The 16895-nt window shown below is 63.0% G+C and carries 13 protein-coding genes and 1 tRNA gene; 4 read left to right on the top strand and 10 right to left on the bottom strand.

Annotation, left to right across the window (positions count from 1 at the left end):
- The first annotated feature begins 45 nt into the window (after positions 1-45).
- Together FEV51_RS05875 and FEV51_RS05880 are read left to right on the top strand one after the other, a co-directional pair.
- Positions 46-978 carry a phosphoenolpyruvate carboxykinase (ATP) gene (locus FEV51_RS05875; protein ID WP_138616888.1) on the top strand — a complete coding sequence of 311 codons (933 nt, stop codon included), beginning with the start codon at positions 46-48 and terminating at the stop codon, positions 976-978.
- Between the two features lie 40 nt (positions 979-1018).
- On the top strand, positions 1019-2908 hold the full coding sequence (locus tag FEV51_RS05880) for a transglycosylase domain-containing protein (RefSeq protein WP_138616890.1): 1890 nt from the start codon (positions 1019-1021) through the stop codon (positions 2906-2908).
- A gap of 23 nt (positions 2909-2931) precedes the next feature.
- Here FEV51_RS05880 and FEV51_RS05885 read toward each other — a convergent pair.
- The 5 genes from FEV51_RS05885 to infA form a co-directional block, all read right to left on the bottom strand.
- A tRNA-Phe gene (locus FEV51_RS05885) sits at positions 2932-3006 on the bottom strand.
- Positions 3007-3092: 86 nt separating this feature from the next.
- Positions 3093-3281 carry a DNA gyrase inhibitor YacG gene (locus FEV51_RS05890; RefSeq protein ID WP_138616892.1) on the bottom strand — a complete coding sequence of 63 codons (189 nt, stop codon included), beginning with the start codon at positions 3279-3281 and terminating at the stop codon, positions 3093-3095.
- On the bottom strand, positions 3274-4272 hold the full coding sequence (locus FEV51_RS05895) for an Rne/Rng family ribonuclease (RefSeq protein ID WP_138616894.1): 999 nt from the start codon (positions 4270-4272) through the stop codon (positions 3274-3276). The genes FEV51_RS05890 and FEV51_RS05895 overlap by 8 nt, the downstream gene beginning before the upstream one ends.
- Positions 4265-4840 carry a Maf family protein gene (locus tag FEV51_RS05900; RefSeq protein WP_138616896.1) on the bottom strand — a complete coding sequence of 192 codons (576 nt, stop codon included), beginning with the start codon at positions 4838-4840 and terminating at the stop codon, positions 4265-4267. The genes FEV51_RS05895 and FEV51_RS05900 overlap by 8 nt, the downstream gene beginning before the upstream one ends.
- A 6-nt stretch (positions 4841-4846) precedes the next feature.
- Positions 4847-5092 carry a translation initiation factor IF-1 gene (gene infA / locus FEV51_RS05905; protein WP_007163491.1) on the bottom strand — a complete coding sequence of 82 codons (246 nt, stop codon included), beginning with the start codon at positions 5090-5092 and terminating at the stop codon, positions 4847-4849.
- Positions 5093-5371: 279 nt separating this feature from the next.
- Between infA and FEV51_RS05910 the strand changes: the two genes are divergently transcribed.
- Positions 5372-8215: a TonB-dependent receptor gene (locus FEV51_RS05910; RefSeq protein ID WP_222927437.1), complete on the top strand. Its 2844-nt coding sequence runs from the start codon at positions 5372-5374 to the stop codon at positions 8213-8215.
- 16 nt (positions 8216-8231) lie between these two features.
- Here the strand turns inward: FEV51_RS05910 and FEV51_RS05915 are convergent, their stop codons facing one another.
- From FEV51_RS05915 to FEV51_RS05930, 4 genes are all read right to left on the bottom strand, one after another.
- On the bottom strand, positions 8232-9029 hold the full coding sequence (locus tag FEV51_RS05915; protein WP_171033052.1) for an esterase/lipase family protein: 798 nt from the start codon (positions 9027-9029) through the stop codon (positions 8232-8234).
- Positions 9026-10642 (bottom strand): WS/DGAT/MGAT family O-acyltransferase, encoded by a 1617-nt coding sequence (locus FEV51_RS05920; protein ID WP_246034460.1) that lies wholly within the window; start codon positions 10640-10642, stop codon positions 9026-9028. The genes FEV51_RS05915 and FEV51_RS05920 overlap by 4 nt, the downstream gene beginning before the upstream one ends.
- Before the next feature lie 82 nt (positions 10643-10724).
- On the bottom strand, positions 10725-11897 hold the full coding sequence (locus FEV51_RS05925; RefSeq protein ID WP_138616900.1) for a BaiN/RdsA family NAD(P)/FAD-dependent oxidoreductase: 1173 nt from the start codon (positions 11895-11897) through the stop codon (positions 10725-10727).
- Positions 11898-13178 carry an APC family permease gene (locus tag FEV51_RS05930; RefSeq protein WP_138616902.1) on the bottom strand — a complete coding sequence of 427 codons (1281 nt, stop codon included), beginning with the start codon at positions 13176-13178 and terminating at the stop codon, positions 11898-11900.
- Between the two features lie 104 nt (positions 13179-13282).
- Between FEV51_RS05930 and uvrC the strand changes: the two genes are divergently transcribed.
- Positions 13283-15226 carry an excinuclease ABC subunit UvrC gene (gene uvrC, locus FEV51_RS05935; RefSeq protein ID WP_138616904.1) on the top strand — a complete coding sequence of 648 codons (1944 nt, stop codon included), beginning with the start codon at positions 13283-13285 and terminating at the stop codon, positions 15224-15226.
- A gap of 17 nt (positions 15227-15243) precedes the next feature.
- On the opposite strand, the gene FEV51_RS05940 is transcribed toward uvrC, so the two are convergent.
- Positions 15244-16833, bottom strand: coding sequence for a serine hydrolase (locus FEV51_RS05940; RefSeq protein ID WP_138616906.1), 1590 nt, complete (start codon positions 16831-16833; stop codon positions 15244-15246).
- Between the last annotated feature and the right edge of the window lie 62 nt (positions 16834-16895).

The raw sequence follows: 16895 nt of genomic DNA on the forward strand, positions 1-16895 counted from the left end.
GGTGAAGCTTGCGTGTGCAGGCGTGCTTGGGCAGGCAGGCGCACCATGCAGGCAAGCGATCAGGACCGCGCGGCGGAATACCGATACCGGCATTCGGGGCTCATCGTCGCCTCAGCGCTGCCCTTGCCCGAATGGGAGGCGTTTGCGGCGCAGGATACTGGCGCGGCGGATGTGACGATTGCGCTGGGCGAGGGGCCGATGGCTTGCAATCTGGCGTACGATGGCCTGACCTTTGATGATGGCGTGATGCGCTTCCAGATCGACGATATTGGCGGCTGGGAAATCGCGGAGGGCAATCGGATTACGCTGTTCCTCGATCCTGCTGCCGATATGCGTGAGTTGCGGCTGTTCACGCTGGGCAGCGCGTGGGGCGCGCTGGGTTATCAGCGTGGGCATGCGATGTGGCATGGCAGCGCGGTGGCGCGCGAGGGCCACGCGGTGCTGCTGTGCGGTGATGCGGGCGAGGGCAAGAGCACGATGGCAGGTGCGCTGCTGTCACGCGGCGGCACGCTGGTCGCAGATGACCTCAGCCGCATCGCTCCGGGGAAGGGCGCGGCCGTCATCCACCCCTCCAGCGCCCGGCTGAAACTGTGGCGTGAGGCGATTGACCGGCTTGGCTGGCAGGACCGCGTGATTGAGCGCGATTATTACCGCGAGGACAAGTTTCATTGCAGCGTCGCTGCGCACGCGGCTGGCGATCCGCCAATGCCGCTCGCCGCCGTTGTGGTGCTTACCACTGGCGAAGCAGTGTCGCTGGAGCGTTTGCAAGGGGGCGCAGCGGTGCAGGCCGCGCTGCGCGGGACGATGTACCGTCCCGAAATGCTTGAGGCACTGGGCGAGTGGGCACAGCAGGGTGCGTTGGCCGCTCGCATCGCTGTGAACTGCCCGGTCTGGCGGTTGACGCGCCCGCGCGACTTCGCTGCGCTGGACGAAGCCTGCGCTGCGCTGGCACCTTTGTGGCCTGGACAAGAACCATAGAGGCGTTCGCGCGTTCGAAGGCGCGGGAGGATTTTACTGTATGACCATCAACAGCGTTACGGACTGGCTGTACAATACCGCATGGCCGTGGCTGCGCGACCGTCCGCTGCGCTATACGCTGCTGTTCGCTTTCCTGATCGTGTTGCTGGCTTGGGAAACCGCCGCCGCGCCGCCGTGGCGGATGGGCGAGACGGGGCAGGCCGACGCGCTGGAATTCCTCGCCGCCGATGACACCGTGATTGCGCGGCGCGGCAATGCTGTCCCTGAACCGATCGAGGCCGGATCACTGCCGCCGCACGTCCGCAACGCCTTTATCGCTATCGAGGATCGCCGGTTCTTCGACCACGGCGGGTTGGACCTGCGCGGTCTGGCGCGCGCTATGCTCGCCAATGCGCAGGCGGGCGGCGTGGTGGAGGGCGGCTCCACCATTACCCAGCAATATGTCAAAAACGCCTATCTGACTCAGGACCGCACCTTTGCACGTAAGCTGAAAGAGGTGGTGCTGGCCGATTGGGTCGAAGTGTGGATGGGCAAGGATGACATCCTCTCCGGCTATCTCGAAGCGGCATATTATGGCGACGGCCAAAACGGCCTGGCTGCCGCCGCGCGCCATTATTTCGACCGTGCACCCGCGGATCTGACGCTTGGCCAATCCGCCTTGCTGGCCGGAATGCTAAAGGCGCCGTCCAATCTGGCACCGACCGTGGACCGTGAGGCTTCGCTGGAGCGGATGCGTATCGTGCTGTCGGCGATGGCGGATGCAGAGTTCATCACTGCCAAGCAGGCCGAGGGCGAGCCTGACCCCCGCGTCACGCACCCGCGCGCTGGCGGTGATGATGTACCAGGCGGGTCATGGTTTACCGATTGGCTGGCGCAGGGCATGGACGATAATGCGACCGGGCAGGTCAAGACCACGCTCGACGCGGCATTACAGGCTCAGGCCGAACAGGCAGTTGCTGCGGCATCGCTGGGCAGCGCCGAGGTCGCCCTGATCGCAATCCGTCCCGATGGCCGCGTGGTGGCGATGGTAGGCGGTAAGGAATGGCAGGCCGAGGCGTTCAACCGCGCGCTGTTTGCCGAACGTCAGCCGGGTTCGACGTTCAAACTGTTCGATTATCTCGCCGCTTTTCGTGATGGCGCAACGCCCGACGACACCATGCTGGACGGCCCCCTGAACATTGACGGGTGGCAGCCGAAGAATGCCTATTCGGGCTATCGCGGAGCAATCACCATCCGCGAGGCCTTTGCGATTTCCAGCAACACCGTGGCAGTGCGCGCGGCGCAGACCGCAGGCTATGACGAAGTGCGCAAGGCTGCGCGCGATCTGGGTGTGCATTCGGAGCTGACCGAGATGGACAGCCTGCCGCTGGGCACGTCAAACATGACGCTGGCCGAACTGGTTACCGCCTATGCCGCCTTTGCGGGCGGGCGGTATCCGGTCACATTGTACGGGATCGAAGATGACGCCGACCCGCCAAGCGAGGAGCTGGACCGGCATGGCGAATGGATCCCGATGCTCGATCTCTTGTGGCAGGCGGCCAATGCCGGAACGGGCAAGCGCGCCGTGCTGGCGCAGCCGACCTTTGGCAAGACCGGGACATCGCAAGATGGCCGCGATTCGCTGTTTGTGGGCTTTGCCGGTAATCTGGTGACCGCCGTGTGGGTGGGCCGTGACGACAATGATCCCATCCCCGGCAATAGCGGCGGCCATGTGCCCGCACAGATTTGGAACGCCTTCATGTCCGGCGCCGATCTGGAGCCGATGGACCTGCCATTCAATGCCAATGGCGCGTCCACTTCCACTTCCACGTCCACAGCCGCTGTCTCTACCGCAGCAGCAGGCGCAACTGCGGCAGCAGCAGCCACCACTCGCAAGCCACCGAAAAAGCGCGGCAAGAAACGCGGCGGCAAAGGCCGCAAAAAGCGCTGAGGCGGATTGTCAGGAAAAAGGAATGGTGCCCAGGGGCGGAGTCGAACCACCGACACGACGATTTTCAGTCGTCTGCTCTACCACTGAGCTACCCGGGCATTCCTGTCGCAGCCGTCCTTGCGTGGGCGGCCAGCGGTTGGAGTGCGCGCCTATGGCGAAGCCTCGCGCGCTTGGCAAGGGGGAATCAGTCCTCTTCGCCGCGGACCACGGCCGCGGCGATTTCTTCGGGCAGTGCGGTGCGACCGGGCACAGCGTAACCTTCGCCGAACCAGCGCGCCAGATCGCGGTCGCGGCAGCGGGCCGAACAGAACGGCGCAAATTCTTGACTGCGTGGTTTGCGGCAGATCGGGCAGGGCTTGGCTTGGCTAGTCATGTGGCACGATCTGGGCAAAACACGCCTCATATTCAAGCCGCTCGTGGTCGATCTTCACCAGCACCGGCCACCCGGTCCGGCGTTTCAGCTGGATCAGCCAGTCCTCTTGGATGGCACTGGCAATTTCGGGCCCGCAATTGAGCTGGATCACGCCGGGGTGGTCCAGCCGTTCCGCTTCGCGCAGCAGCGCGCGGGCATAGGCACCCGCCCGATTGTGGACGATATGCGCCAGCAGCGATGGCCGCTGTAGCCGTGCGACCAATTGCACAAAGCCGAAGCCGTTGATCGCAGTGCGTTCATGCGGCCAATTGTCCAGCGAGTCGGCCAACGCCCGATCCACCGCCTTGCGGCTTTCCCGAGTGGTCAGCGTGGGAAAATCGATCCCGACATTGCCGCCAATGTCGAACCGCTGCAGCGCCTTGGCCAGCGGCGGGACTGCGGCCAGCGCCAGCCGCTCTGGACTGTCTTCGCCATCCACGTCGATCAGCAGCATCGCGGGGGTGGGGTAGAGCAACAGCGCACCACCGGGAAATTCGGCACGCTTACTGTCCGCTTCGCGCCAAAGCTCTGCCCAATCGGCTTCATCCGGGAAACGGCGCACAATCCGCACCGTTGCACCGTCCGCGCGCAATTGGTCGGCCAGACTGAGCGGGCCGCGCAATTCGGCGTCGCTGGGACGGCCCTGCGCCAATTTTTGGCGACCAGCCTCCCAGATGCGGGCGCGGGTGATTTCTATGCGCAGCGATGCGCCTTCGGAAGCAGAGGGGGGAAGCCGGTCTATATTCGCCCGCTCGCCTCCGGCAAATTCGGCAATGCCCCGTAAAGCACCCTTGCGGCGGCTAATCAGCTTGGCATCGGAGATTTGTCCTGCGGTAAGCCCGCCGGGCCAGTGTAGCCGTGCCACGGCAATTTCACCGCCATCGAGCAGGATCGCGCGGTCTTCGCCGATCCCCTCCTCGACCAGCCACTGGGGGCCGGACGGTTCAGGCAAGCTCGAACCCCGCCGCCTTGAGCAGCAGGCGGGCTTCGTAAAGCGGCAGGCCCATCACGCCCGAATGACTGCCCTGAATGCGGGCAATCAGCCCTTCCGCGATTCCCTGGATGGCATAGCCGCCAGCTTTGCCATCCCATTCGCCACTGACGATATAGGCGTCGATTTCCTCTGCGCTCAGCCGCTTGAACATCACCATTGTCTCGCTCAGCTTCTCGCGGATCGTCCCGTCGGGCGCGCGCAGTGCCAGTGCGGACAGCACGCGGTGGCGGCGGCCCGACAACAGTTCCAGACAGGTGCGCGCGGTGACTTCGTCCTCGGCCTTGGGCAGGATGCGGCGGCCAGCGGCCACCACCGTGTCACCCGCCAGAACGAAGCCGTCATCCGAAGCGGCTGCAACAGCTTTCTCGCGCGCCATGCGGATTGCATAGGCGCGGGGCAGTTCAGCCTTGAGCGGGGCCTCGTCGATATCGGCAGGCACGATGGCATTGGGCACCATGCCCAGCCGCGCGAGCAATTCGCGCCGCCGGGGGCTTGCCGATGCGAGAATGAGTGTGGGGGAGCCCACGCGCGTTTATTGCGGGCCGGGGCCGCCGCGTCCGGGCATGAAGCGGTAGGTGATCCGCGCCTTGGTCAGATCGTAAGGTGTCAGTTCGCACAGCACCTCGTCACCAACCAGCACGCGGATGCGGTTCTTGCGCATTTTACCGGCGGTGTGGCCAAGCACTTCGTGGCCGTTCTCGAGCTCTACCCGGAACATGGCGTTGGGCAGCAGCTCAACCACGCGTCCGCGCATTTCGAGGAGTTCTTCTTTGGCCATGCAGTTCAAGTTTCCGTAAATTACCGGGATCGGTGGCCGCGCCCTTTAGCGGGGGGTGGGACAAAAGGGAAGCCTTGGCGCCCATAGTGCCGTTTTCTGCCAACAGCGCATCGGGGATGACCAGTGACAATGCGTTACAGTCAAGCGCTTGCATCATGTGCCGGAAATCCGCACTGCTTTGAAGGGGGAGGGTTATTTCAGACGATTTAAGGAACCGCGATCTTGCGATTTTCTACGGTTTTGATGTTTTCTGCTGCCGCAATCGTGTGGCCCGCAGCTGTGAAGGCGCAGTCTGAAGATGCGACCGAAGCGCAAGCGAGGCCGGAAGTGCCAGATGCCGGGACGATTGTGGTCCAGGGCACGCGCATTCGCGGTCAGCTGATCATCGACGTACCACCTATCGCTGAATACGATGCCGAGGATATTGCCGGTTTTGGCGCGGGCTCCATCGCCGATGTGCTCGAAGCAATTGCCCCAGCCACGGGCAGCGGGTCACGCGGCGGGCGCGGCGGAGGTCGGCCGGTGTTCCTGATCAACGGTATTCGCGTGTCCAGCTTCCGCGAGTTTTCCAATTACCCGCCGGAATCCATCGCCAAGGTCGAGGTTTTTGCCGAGGAAGTGGCGCAGCGGTTTGGTTTCTCGCCCGATCAGCGCGTGGTCAACATCGTGCTCAAGCCCGATTTCTCCAGCCTCACTACCGAGGTGGAATACGAACAGCCCGATCGCGGCGGCTATTCGCGAACCGAGCAGGAGGCGACTTTTCTCAAGATCGCCAATGGCGGACGGCTTAATTTCAATGTCGAAGTCAACGACACCAGCCTGCTGACCGAGGCCGAGCGCGGACTGGAGGTTGATGGTCAGCCGGGCGTCGCGGAGTTTCGCAGCCTGATTGCTGACAGCTTCGGGGTCGAAGCGACAGCGAACTACGCCCGCGCGTTTATTGACAGCGGAACTTCGCTCAGTCTGAATCTGGCGGCAGAGCGGAACAAGAGCCGCAGCCTGTCAGGGCTGGATGCAGTGACGCTGTTTGCGCCCGATGGCACCAGCGCTTTCCGGATCATTGACGCAGACAACCCGCTGGAACGGCGTTTGCAGACTGATACATTGTCGATGGGCGGATCGCTGAACAAGAACTTCAGCGGCTGGAACACGACCTTCACCGCTGACGCAGTTCGCGCCGATAGTATGACCGAGATTGACCGCCGTTCGGACACCACCGCGCTGGTGACGGCAGCGGCGCTGGGCACCTTTGCAATCGATGCCGCGCTGCCCGGATTTGGCGATCCCGGCGTCGATAGTGCGACCAGCCAAACCACAACTTTCGTCAGCAAGGCCACCACCACCGGCTATCCGATCACCCTGCCAGCGGGCGATGTGTCGGCCACCTTCGATGCCGGATTCGATTACAAGCAGCTCAAGAGCGAAGACACCCGCTCGCCCCTGCCTATCAGTGTCAAGCGGCGGCGGCTGGCGGGCGGTGCCAATGTCACAGTGCCCGTGCTGAAGCGCGATGATACCTGGGCAGGATTTGGCGATGTCAGCCTGACATTTGCCGGCGGTTTCGAGAATTTGTCCGACTTCGGCACGCTTAAGGACTGGAGCGCCGGGGTGAACTGGTCGCCGTTCGACAGCCTGTCGCTCAGCGCGACGCGGATCTGGCGCGAGGTTGCCCCCAGCCTGACCACTCTGGGCAGCCCGCGCATCGATTTGCTCAACACGCAGGTGTTTGATTTCACCACCGGCCAGAACGGGTTCGCCACGATTATCAGTGGCGGCAATCCTGACCTGCTCGCGGAAACACAGGCCGACTGGAAATTCAGCGCGAACTGGCGTCTGCCGTTTTTGGATGGCGCGCGGTTGCAGGCGGATTACGGTATCAACCGTTCACGTGACGTGACCAGTTCGCCCGGTTTCAGCGCGGCGTTCGAGGAGGCCTTTCCCGACCGCGTGACACGCGGTGCAGGCGGGCAACTGACACAAATCGACCTGCGTCCAGTGACCTTGTACGAAACCCGCAGCCGAGTGCTCAGCTTTGGCCTCAATATGCGCGGCTCCATCGGCAAAGCTCCTGAACGGGGCGAGCGCGGCGGACGGCCCGGCGGCGTTCCCCCAGCAAGTGTAGCGCCGGCTGGCGGCAGGCCTGAAGGCGCACCTCCGGGGAGAAGCGGCAGCGGATTCGATCCTGCACGCTTTGCCGAAATGCGTAAGACTTTCTGCGCCGTGCCAGAGGGTGAAATGCCCGATCTGTCCGCGATCCCCGAAATGTTTCGCGCGCGCCTGATGGACGCTGACGGCAATCCCGATCCCGAGAAAATCGCCGCTGCCCGCGCCCGGTTCTGCGCAGCCGATGGCGGTGAAGCTGGTCCGGGCGGCGAAGGAGGCCCCGGCGGGGATAGCGAGCGCTTCGCTGCAATGCGCACCGCGATCTGTGCCGATCCGCCCCAGCTCGACGGCTTGCCCCCGCAAATGCTCGAACGGCTGCGCGGAGAGAATGGCGAGATCGATCCCGAACGGCTGAAACAGGTCCGCGCGCGGTTCTGTGCTGCTGATGATGCACCACAGGGCGGGAGCAGTCAGGCTGGCGGCGGTCGCCGTGGTGGTGGCGGGTTCAATCCGGCGGCGATGTTCGGACGCGGCGGCGATAGCCGTGCGCGCTATTTCCTCAGCCTGAACCACAATATCACGCTGGAAAACGAGGTGCTGCTGGCGGCTGGCGGGCCATTGTTCGACCAATTGGCAGGCGAAGTCCTGAGCGGCGGGACCATTCCGCAGCACAGCGCCCGGCTGGAGGGCGGAATTTTCTGGCAGGGCTACGGATTGCGCCTGTCGGGCCGCTATACCGGCGAAGCGGAATTGCGCGGCGCTGGCCTGAACGGTAGCAACGATCTGTTCTTCGGCGATTTGGTCACATTCGACGTGCGCGTGTTTGCCGATCTTGGCCAAGTGCTGAAGCAGGAGGACGGCTGGCTGAAGGGCCTACGCGTGTCCCTCTTGGCAGACAATGTATTCGACGCACGCCGCAGTGTGGTCGACAGCAATGGCGTCACCCCGGATTCCTATGAACCGTTCCGAATCGATCCGGTCGGGCGTTATCTGGGTATCGATATCCGCAAAGCGTTCTGAGCCGCCCGGTTATAGATCAGTGCAAGTTGCGACGCGGGAAGGCCAGGCAGGCCAGACCGCGCGGGGCAAAGGGCTGCCATGCGCCTTCGGTCTGCGAGAGGCGGTCAGCGATGGCATAGACCGCCGCGGGATTGACGCCCAGACCGCAATGGCTGGCGATAACTTCGATGTTCTCGCACTGGTCGTGATCGCCCGCCTGCACTGATCCGCGCCAATGGACCACGCCATCGGTGCGCGTCAGGATCGAGGTGGTGGGGACCGGCGGCGCTTTGGCCAGCTCGCGGAAATTGCCCTGCCGCATAGGCTCAGGCTCGCGCCCGTTGAGCATTTCGAACAGGCGGCGGGCATTGGTGTGGTTGCGATCATCGCTGATCGGGCTGCCCAGACTGATGACCTGACGCACCTTCTTGGGGGCCAGCTTGGCCAGTTCGCGCGCGAACACGCCGCCCAGGCTCCACCCAACGATGCTGATTGCGCCGCCGCTGCGGTCATACAGCGCGTCGACACAGTCCATCATTTCGGAAATCCGCGCGTTATCGACGCGGATATTGCGGCCAAGTTTCCAGCCCACCGCATCATAGCCAAGGCTTTCCAGCAACGAGCGCAGCGGGCGGGTTGAACCGTCCGACGCCATGAAGCCGGGCAGGACCAGTACGCCGTGGCCATCACCCTTAGGCAACAGCCGCATCATCGGGCGCAGCGCATAGAAACTGGCCAGTTCGCCCATCGCGCGGCCCGGTTCGGACAGGGCGAGGAGGGCGTGGGGCGGGCGGGCCTGCGCCCGGCCGGGTGCTGTGGTGGTGGTAGCGGTCATGTCTTGGTCGAACCCTTTTTCGGTGCGCTCGGCTTGCGCGGTTTGCGCGCAGTCTTGCTTGTCGCCCCCATGGCCGGCGCAGTCGGCTTGGCGGTTCGTGGCTTGCTGGTGGTTTTCTTAGCAGAAGACTTCTTTATGGTTGCTGACTTGGCCTTGGGCTTTTTCGCAGCGGGTTGCTTGTCAGGCTCACCGGCCTTGTCCCGCGCAGTGTCGCGCAATTCGTGGAAGCTGTCTTCGATGCACTGCGCGTAGAATTCCGGATCGGGCAGCAAATCGCGGCAGGCGGTGAAGGCGATGGTCGCTTCATCGACATAGCTTTGCACGACATGGCCCAGACCCATGCCATCGGTAAGGCAGACCAGCCCCATCTGGCTTTCCAGCCGCGCACCCGATGAATAAATCGGCACCGGCGGTCCGGGTACGTTGGTGACCACGGTGGTGAAGGGCGGGCCGACCCGATTGGCAAGCCCCAGCCGCGTGTACAGCTGTGCGCCCAGCGACATATAGAGTGCGGGCGAAACCTTGCTGATCTCGGTCATGTTCCGCGCGCCAACAGCCTCAGTCATGGCTTTGGAATTCATGGTTTTTTCATGGACGAAGGTCAGCCGCTCGGCCGGATCGTTCAGATGTGTGCCCAGCGGCGCGACCATTGCCGCGACCTGATTGCCCATGTTGCCTTTTTCCGATGCGGAGCGAACCGAGATCGGTGCCATTGCGGTTAGCGTCTTCTCGGGCAAATCGTCCTTTGACAGCAGATATTTGCGCATCGCCCCGCCGACAATCGCCAGAAACACATCGTTGACCTTGCAGCCCGGTGACAGCGCGCGGATCGCTTTGATATCGGCCAGTGGTACACTGCGCCCCTCGATCACGCGGGTGGAGGATATCGGGCGGTTGAAGCGGCTGCGCGGGGCCAGCATTTCGCGGCTGACGCTGAAATCCTTGGCGGCCAGCCCCTTGATGGCCTTGGCCAGGCCCGGCGCGGCCTTGGCGGCCACTTCCAGCTGTTTGAAGGGGTTGGTCAGCGCGTTGAAATAGCTTTTGCCGAGCAGTTCGGTGGCATTGGGCAGTTTCCCCGGCTGCCACGGGTCGGGCTTGTCAGGTGCCGGATCGTCGGGGTTGAGCGTGTGCATCGCTTCGAGCAGATCGACCCCGCTCATCCCGTCGATGGCGGAATGATGGACCTTGGTGACCATTGCATAGGAACCCGGCGCTGCGCCTTCGACGCCGTCGAGCCCTTCGATCACGGTAAATTCCCACGGCGGGCGGGTCAGGTCCAGCGGGCGGGCAAAGATTCGCGCGGCCTGAATGCACAATTGCCGCCAGTCACCCGGCTTGGGCAGCGCGATATGGCGGACGTGATATTCCAGATCGAAATCGGGATCCTCGATCCAATAGGGATAATCGAGGTCGAAGGGCACGCGGACCAGCCGCTGACGGATGGTCTTGCTCAGCTGCATCCGGCTTTCGAAAAACGCCAGAATGTCCTTGAACCGGACAAAGCCGCCGGGTGCGGTTGCGGGATTGTAAATCAGGATAGAGCCGATGTGCATCGGGGAATTGCGCGTTTCCAGCGCAACGAAGCTCGCATCCATTCCCTGCAATTGTCGCATCCGGTTTTCCCTGCCACAATCCGTTTATTGCGGATCACACGGGTCACGGCGTAACAGAATTGTGCACTGCGTCAAATGCGCCTTACATTGCATCCCCTGCGGCCACTGCTGATGCCCATGCCCATTGGAAATTATAGCCGCCCAGCCAGCCGGTAACATCAACCGCTTCGCCAATTGCGTAAAGGCCGGGAGTGCGTTTGCTTTCCAAGGTCTTCGACGACAATTCTGCTGTAGAGATGCCGCCGACGGTAACCTCGGCCTTGGCAAAGCCTTCGGTGCCATTGGGGCGGAAATCCCACTGTGCCAGCCGCTTTTCGGCATCGCGCAGTGCCTTGTCCGAGGCGTTGCCCAGATCAGCAGCAATGCCCAATTTGTCGGCCAAGATGTCCGCCAGACGCGCCGACAACGCCTCGCGCAGCACAGCCCGCAGGGTGGCGCGGGGTGTGTCGCACTTGCGGGCGAGCAGCCAGCCTTCTCCGCGTCCGGGAAGGAAGTTGATTGTCACCGGATCGCCTGCTTTCCAAAAGGACGAGACTTGCAGGATCGCCGGACCCGACAGCCCGCGATGCGTAAACAAAGCGGCTTCGGCAAAGCTGGTCTTGTTGGCGCTGGCGATAATTGGGGCCGATACCCCCGAAATCTCGCGGAACAGCACCTCATCACCGCCCAAGGTCAGCGGGACCAGCGCGGGACGCGGCTCGACCACCTTCATCCCGAACTGACGGGCCAGATCATAGGCAAACCCGGTCGCGCCCATCTTGGGGATCGACGGTCCGCCGGTCGCGATAACGAGCGATTTGCCGCGATAGGTGCCTGTCTGCGTGGTGACGGCATAGCCGCCATCCTCCGTGACCGCCGCGATTTCCTCCCCGCAGGCGACTGTCACGTCACCCTTGGCGCATTCCTCCATCAGCATGGCGACAATCTGCTTGGCCGATCCGTCACAGAACAGCTGGCCGAGCGTCTTTTCATGCCATGCAATCCCGTAACTCTCGACCAGATCGAGAAAATCGCGCGCGGTATAACGGGCCAGTGCGGATTTGGCGAAATGCGGATTGGCCGACAGATAATTGGCCGGGCCCGCGCCGATATTGGTGAAATTGCAGCGCCCGCCGCCTGAAATCAGGATTTTCTTGCCCGGTGCCTCTGCCCGTTCCAGCACCAGCACGCGCCGCCCGCGTTGCCCCGCGCGCGCCGCACACATCAGCCCGGCCGCACCCGCGCCCAGCACTATGGCGTCATAGGTGTCAGGCACTCAGGCCTCGGCAATCGGGGTTTCGGGGGCCTGTCTTGCGGCAATGAAATAGAACCCTGTGCCCAGCACGATCAGCCCGCCCAGCACTGCAAAGGCCTTGGCATCGGCGTGGGTCGCAACCCACAGCGAGCTGACAAAGGCAAACCCTGCCACCAGCGCATGGGGCACATTGATCGCGCCGTCGCGCTTCTCCAGCACGGGCAGCGCGGCGCAGCTGATCAGGTATGTGACCAGCCGGGTCAGCGTGCCCGCCACCGCCAGCACCTCAAACCCTTCCCACAGGCCAAACAGTATCCCCGCCACGCCATAAAACAGGATCGAATTGGAGGGCGTGAGCCAGCGCGGGCTGACATAGCCAAACCAGCGCGGCAGCATCCCGCGCTCGGCCATGCCATAGGTCATGCGCGGCAGGCTGATACCGCCGGCAAAATTGTTCGCGCCGATGCTGAAAGCTGCCGCGGTGACGATGGCGATCGCACCCAGTTTACCCATGATCTCCTGCGCCGCGCCAGCCAGCGCATTGCTGTCGTTGACCGCGCCGGGTGCAATAGCGAGATAGGCCCAGATCACGGCCATATACAGCAGCGTGACCGCCGCCAGCATAGTGACCAGCGCCAGCGGTACATCGCGCTTGGGCTGCTTCATTTCGCCAGCGGGCAGGGTGACGCCCTCAAACCCGATAAAGGCGTAATAGGTCAGCAGTATGATCGTCTCGGCCTCGCTAAACACGGGCAGGGCAAAGCCAATGTCCCCGGTCCCAGCGAACAGTGCGGCCACCACCAGCAGGCCTAGAGGGGCCAGCTTTACGGCAGTCATCAGCCCCAAAGTCCCGACCGATTTCTTCATGCCGAATAGATTGATCGCGGTCAGCACGGCGATGATCGCGGTGACGGTAATCGGGCGGATCAATGGCCCGTCCAGCACCGGGAACAATGCAGCCAGATAAGTGACCATCACATGGGTGTTTGCCGCCACTGTGACGATGGCGCTGGTATAGCGTGCCCAACCGGCCTGAAAGCCAATGAAGCGGCCAAACGCAGCCTCGCCATACAGGATCGGTCCTCCGCTGTGATCGAACCGCCCCGCCAGCCAGGCGAAGGTCAGGATCAGCGGCAGGAACAGCAATCCGCCCAGCAGCATCATCCACGGCGCAAAATCGCCCACTGCGGCCACCAGCACTGCGGGCAGCGCAAAGATGCCTGCGCCGATCATGCCATTGACCGGGAACAGCGCAGTGCCCCAGAAACCCACCGTGCGCGGCGGCGCGATATTCGTGCTCATGATATCCCCTTGCGTCACCCGCGACGCTGCCCGCATTCGCGCAGCGGTGCAAGCGCAACGACAGGCGATTGAGATTGGCGGACGCCGCGCCTATCTCCCTCCGAATGGCCCGAACCCCTGCCGGATCCCCGCCTGACCCCCGTGGGCAAGAGCGCTTCAATGAAGACCGCGCGACCTATACGGTTGCCAGCGGCCAGCAAGATCTTGAAGCGGGCATCACCGCCATTCGCGAGGTGGTGCAGACGCTCAAGCCGCATCCCGGTGTATACCGCATGCTCGATACACGCGGTGATGTGCTGTATGTCGGCAAAGCGCGCAGCCTGAAGGCGCGGGTGGCCAATTACACGCAGCCCAAGGGGCTTTCCAACCGCCTGATCCGCATGATTGGCAGCACGCGGCGGATGGAGATCGTCACTACCAATTCGGAAGCCGAAGCACTGCTGCTGGAAGCGCAGCTGATCAAGCGGTTCCGCCCGCCGTTCAACGTGCTGCTGCGCGACGACAAGAGCTTTCCATTCATCCTGCTGCGCGTCGATCACGATTTCCCGCGCATTTCCAAACATCGCGGCGCGCGGCGGGCGAAAGGCAATTATTACGGCCCGTTCGCCAGCGCCGGATCGGTCAACACCACGATCAATGCGCTGCAAAAACTGTTCCTGCTGCGCAGTTGCACCGACAGTTTTTTCAGTCGCCGTGACCGGCCATGCCTGCTATACCAGATCAAGCGTTGCTCCGCGCCCTGCGTGGGCCGGATCGATGCTGATGGCTATGGCGAGTTGGTGCAGGAGGCGAAGGACTTTCTGGCAGGCAAATCGGGCGCAGTGCAGGCCAAGATCGAAAAGCAGATGGCAGCAGCTGCGGCCAATCTGGAGTTTGAAACCGCCGCCATGCTGCGCGACCGGCTGCGTGCGGCGACTTTCATTCAGGGCAGTCAGGCCATCAACGCCAGCGGTGTGGGGGATGCGGATATCTTTGCGCTATCCGCCAAGGGCGGGCAGGTCGGGGTGCAGGCGTTCTTCATCCGGGGCGGACAGAACTGGGGGCACCGGGCCTTTTTCCCGCGCCACACGCAGGACATTGCCGAGGATGAGGTGCTGGCCGACGTCCTGCTGCAATTTTACGAGGAAGTGCCGCCGCCGCGCACCATTCTGGTCGATCGCGCGCTGCCCGAACAGGAACTGATCGCCGAGGCGCTGGCCGAGAAGGCCGGGCACCGCGTCGAAATCTCTATCCCGCAGCGCGGTTCCCGCCGTCAGCTGATGGAGCAGGCGCAGCGCAATGCGGTCGAGGCGCTGGAGCGGAGGCTGGCGGAAAGCGGCACCAAGGCGCGGACCTTGCGCGAGCTGGCCGAATTCCTCGAGCTGCCCGAACCGCCGCAGCGGATCGAAGTCTATGACAACAGCCATATCCAAGGCACCAAGGCGGTCGGCGCGATGGTGGTGGCGGGGCCGGAAGGCTTCGAGAAAGGCCAGTACCGCAAGTTCAATATCAAGACCGCGCAGGGCAATGACGATTTCGCAATGATGCGCGAGGTCATGGGCCGCCGCTTCGCGCGCGCCATGAAGGACGATCCCGATCGCCAGCAGGCGGGGGTGTGGCCCGATCTGGTACTGATCGATGGCGGCAAGGGCCAGATGTCATCGGTGCGCGATACGCTGGAGGAAATGGGGATCGAGGATGTCCCGCTGATCGCCATCGCCAAGGGTCCGCATCATGGACGTGAAGGGCGCGAGGTGTTTCATTTTCCCGATGGCCGCGAAAAAACCTTGCCGACCAATTCGCCGGTGCTGTTCCACCTCCAGCGACTGCGCGACGAGGTTCACCGCTTCGCCATTGGCGCGCACCGCGCCAAGCGCAGCCGCGCGATTACGGCCAGTCCGCTGGACGAGATTCCCGGCATCGGGCCGTCACGCAAACGCGCCTTGCTGCTGCATTTCGGCACCGCCGGAAAAGTCCGCGCTGCCAGCCTGCAAGACCTGCAACGCGCCCCCGGCATCAGCGAGGGCGTGGCGCAGCTGATCTATGATTTCTATCACGCGGGCGGGTAAGAAGCCCCGCGCTGAGCCTATTCGCGGACCAGTTCGAGATCGTGGAAGTCGAAAGAGAAATCGGTGATGTCCGAAATTGCTTTCATGGTCATCCCCGTGACCGTGCCATCTGCGACGGTAAAGGTAACAAAGGCATCGGCTTTCAATGTTTTATCCGCCCAAATCGCAGCGAAGGTATCGCCGTCAAAGGGGGTGAGCGGGCCGTCGAGAACTTCCGACCGGCTCATATCGATATGCAGTTTGCCGCGCGTTTCGCTGATGGTCACAGTGCCGTACCAGGGATCACGATAAACCCCGGCATAGGCTGATAGCGGCAGCGTAGGCTTGGCGGCACCCTTGGGCGGAGCGGCGGCATTGGCAACCAGTGCCTTGGCAGCTTTGTTCTGTTCCAAGCTGGCAGCGATGGCACCACCGATCACATCACTGTCCTGTTCGCCATCAGCCAGCACATCGGCAATCTGCCGCGTCCACGCAGCGGGCGTGCTCATGTAGTCATTCGATGATGCGAAAATGGCGATATTCTTTTGCGGCAGCAGGATGAAATTGCTGGTTACCCCCGGTGCGCCGCCCGAATGTGTGATCATCGGCGTGCCTTCGAAATCGCGCACAAACCAGCCCAGCGCGTACATCGCCAGATTGGTGGATCCGCCGCTTTCGGCAATTCTGCCGCTGCCGACCGGCGTGACGCCTTTCCACAACTCGCGGGCCTGATCTTCGCTGATCAGCCGCATTCCGTCTGCGGTCACGCCGCGATCAAACCATAATTTGGCCCAGACCATCATGTCGCCGGCAGTGCAGAAAATGCCGCCCGCCGCGTTCCATGTGGTGCTGAAGGCCGTGCGCGGATCAATGGGCTTGCCTGTGACCGCGCCAGCCGGACGTTCATGCCCGGAAACCACCGCCCGCCCGGGGGCAATCCGGCTGCGGTCGGCCGCGCATTGTGTCATGCCGACAGGGGCGAAAATCTCGTCGGTAATGAAGCTCGCCCAGCTTTTGCCGGAAACCCGCTCGATCACTTCACCGGCCACGATATATAGCAGATTGTCATAGGCATAGCCGTCGCGGAAACCGGTGCTGGGTTTCAGATGCGGCAGCGCGCGCAGAATATCGTCGGCTTTGGCATCGCCATCGGGCCAGATCAGCAAATCGCCTGCACCCAGGGGCAGACCAGAGCGGTGTGTCAGCGCGTCTCGGATGGTGAAATGTTCGCTGACCCACGGGTCATACATGGCGAATTCGGGAATGTATTTGCGGATCGGATCGTCCCAATCCAGCTCGCCGCGATCGACCAATATGGCCAGCGCGGTGGTGGTGAACGCCTTGGAAATGGAGGCAATGGGGAACAGCGTGTCCACCGTTACCGGACGGCCAGACCCCTCCTCCTCGACACCCAATGCTCCGGTATAGACTACGTTGCCATCGACCATCACCGCAGCAACCATACCAGTGGCATGGAGACCGTCGGCAATCCGCTGTGCTTCGCCCGCGTAATCGGGGACCGTCACAGCCGGAGCTGATGCGGTCAGCGGCGGGGCAGGATCATGCGCCTGAGCCGTCGGCGCAGCCAATGTGCACATTGCAACCGTACAAAAAATCCGCAGCTTCATAGCCCTGTCCCCTGTTTGCTAAGGTCAGGTCTATGAGAGTGGACGGTCAGCGCCAAATCATT

Source organism: Qipengyuania marisflavi (assembly GCF_005884405.1).
Taxonomy (GTDB): Bacteria; Pseudomonadota; Alphaproteobacteria; order Sphingomonadales; family Sphingomonadaceae; genus Qipengyuania; species Qipengyuania marisflavi.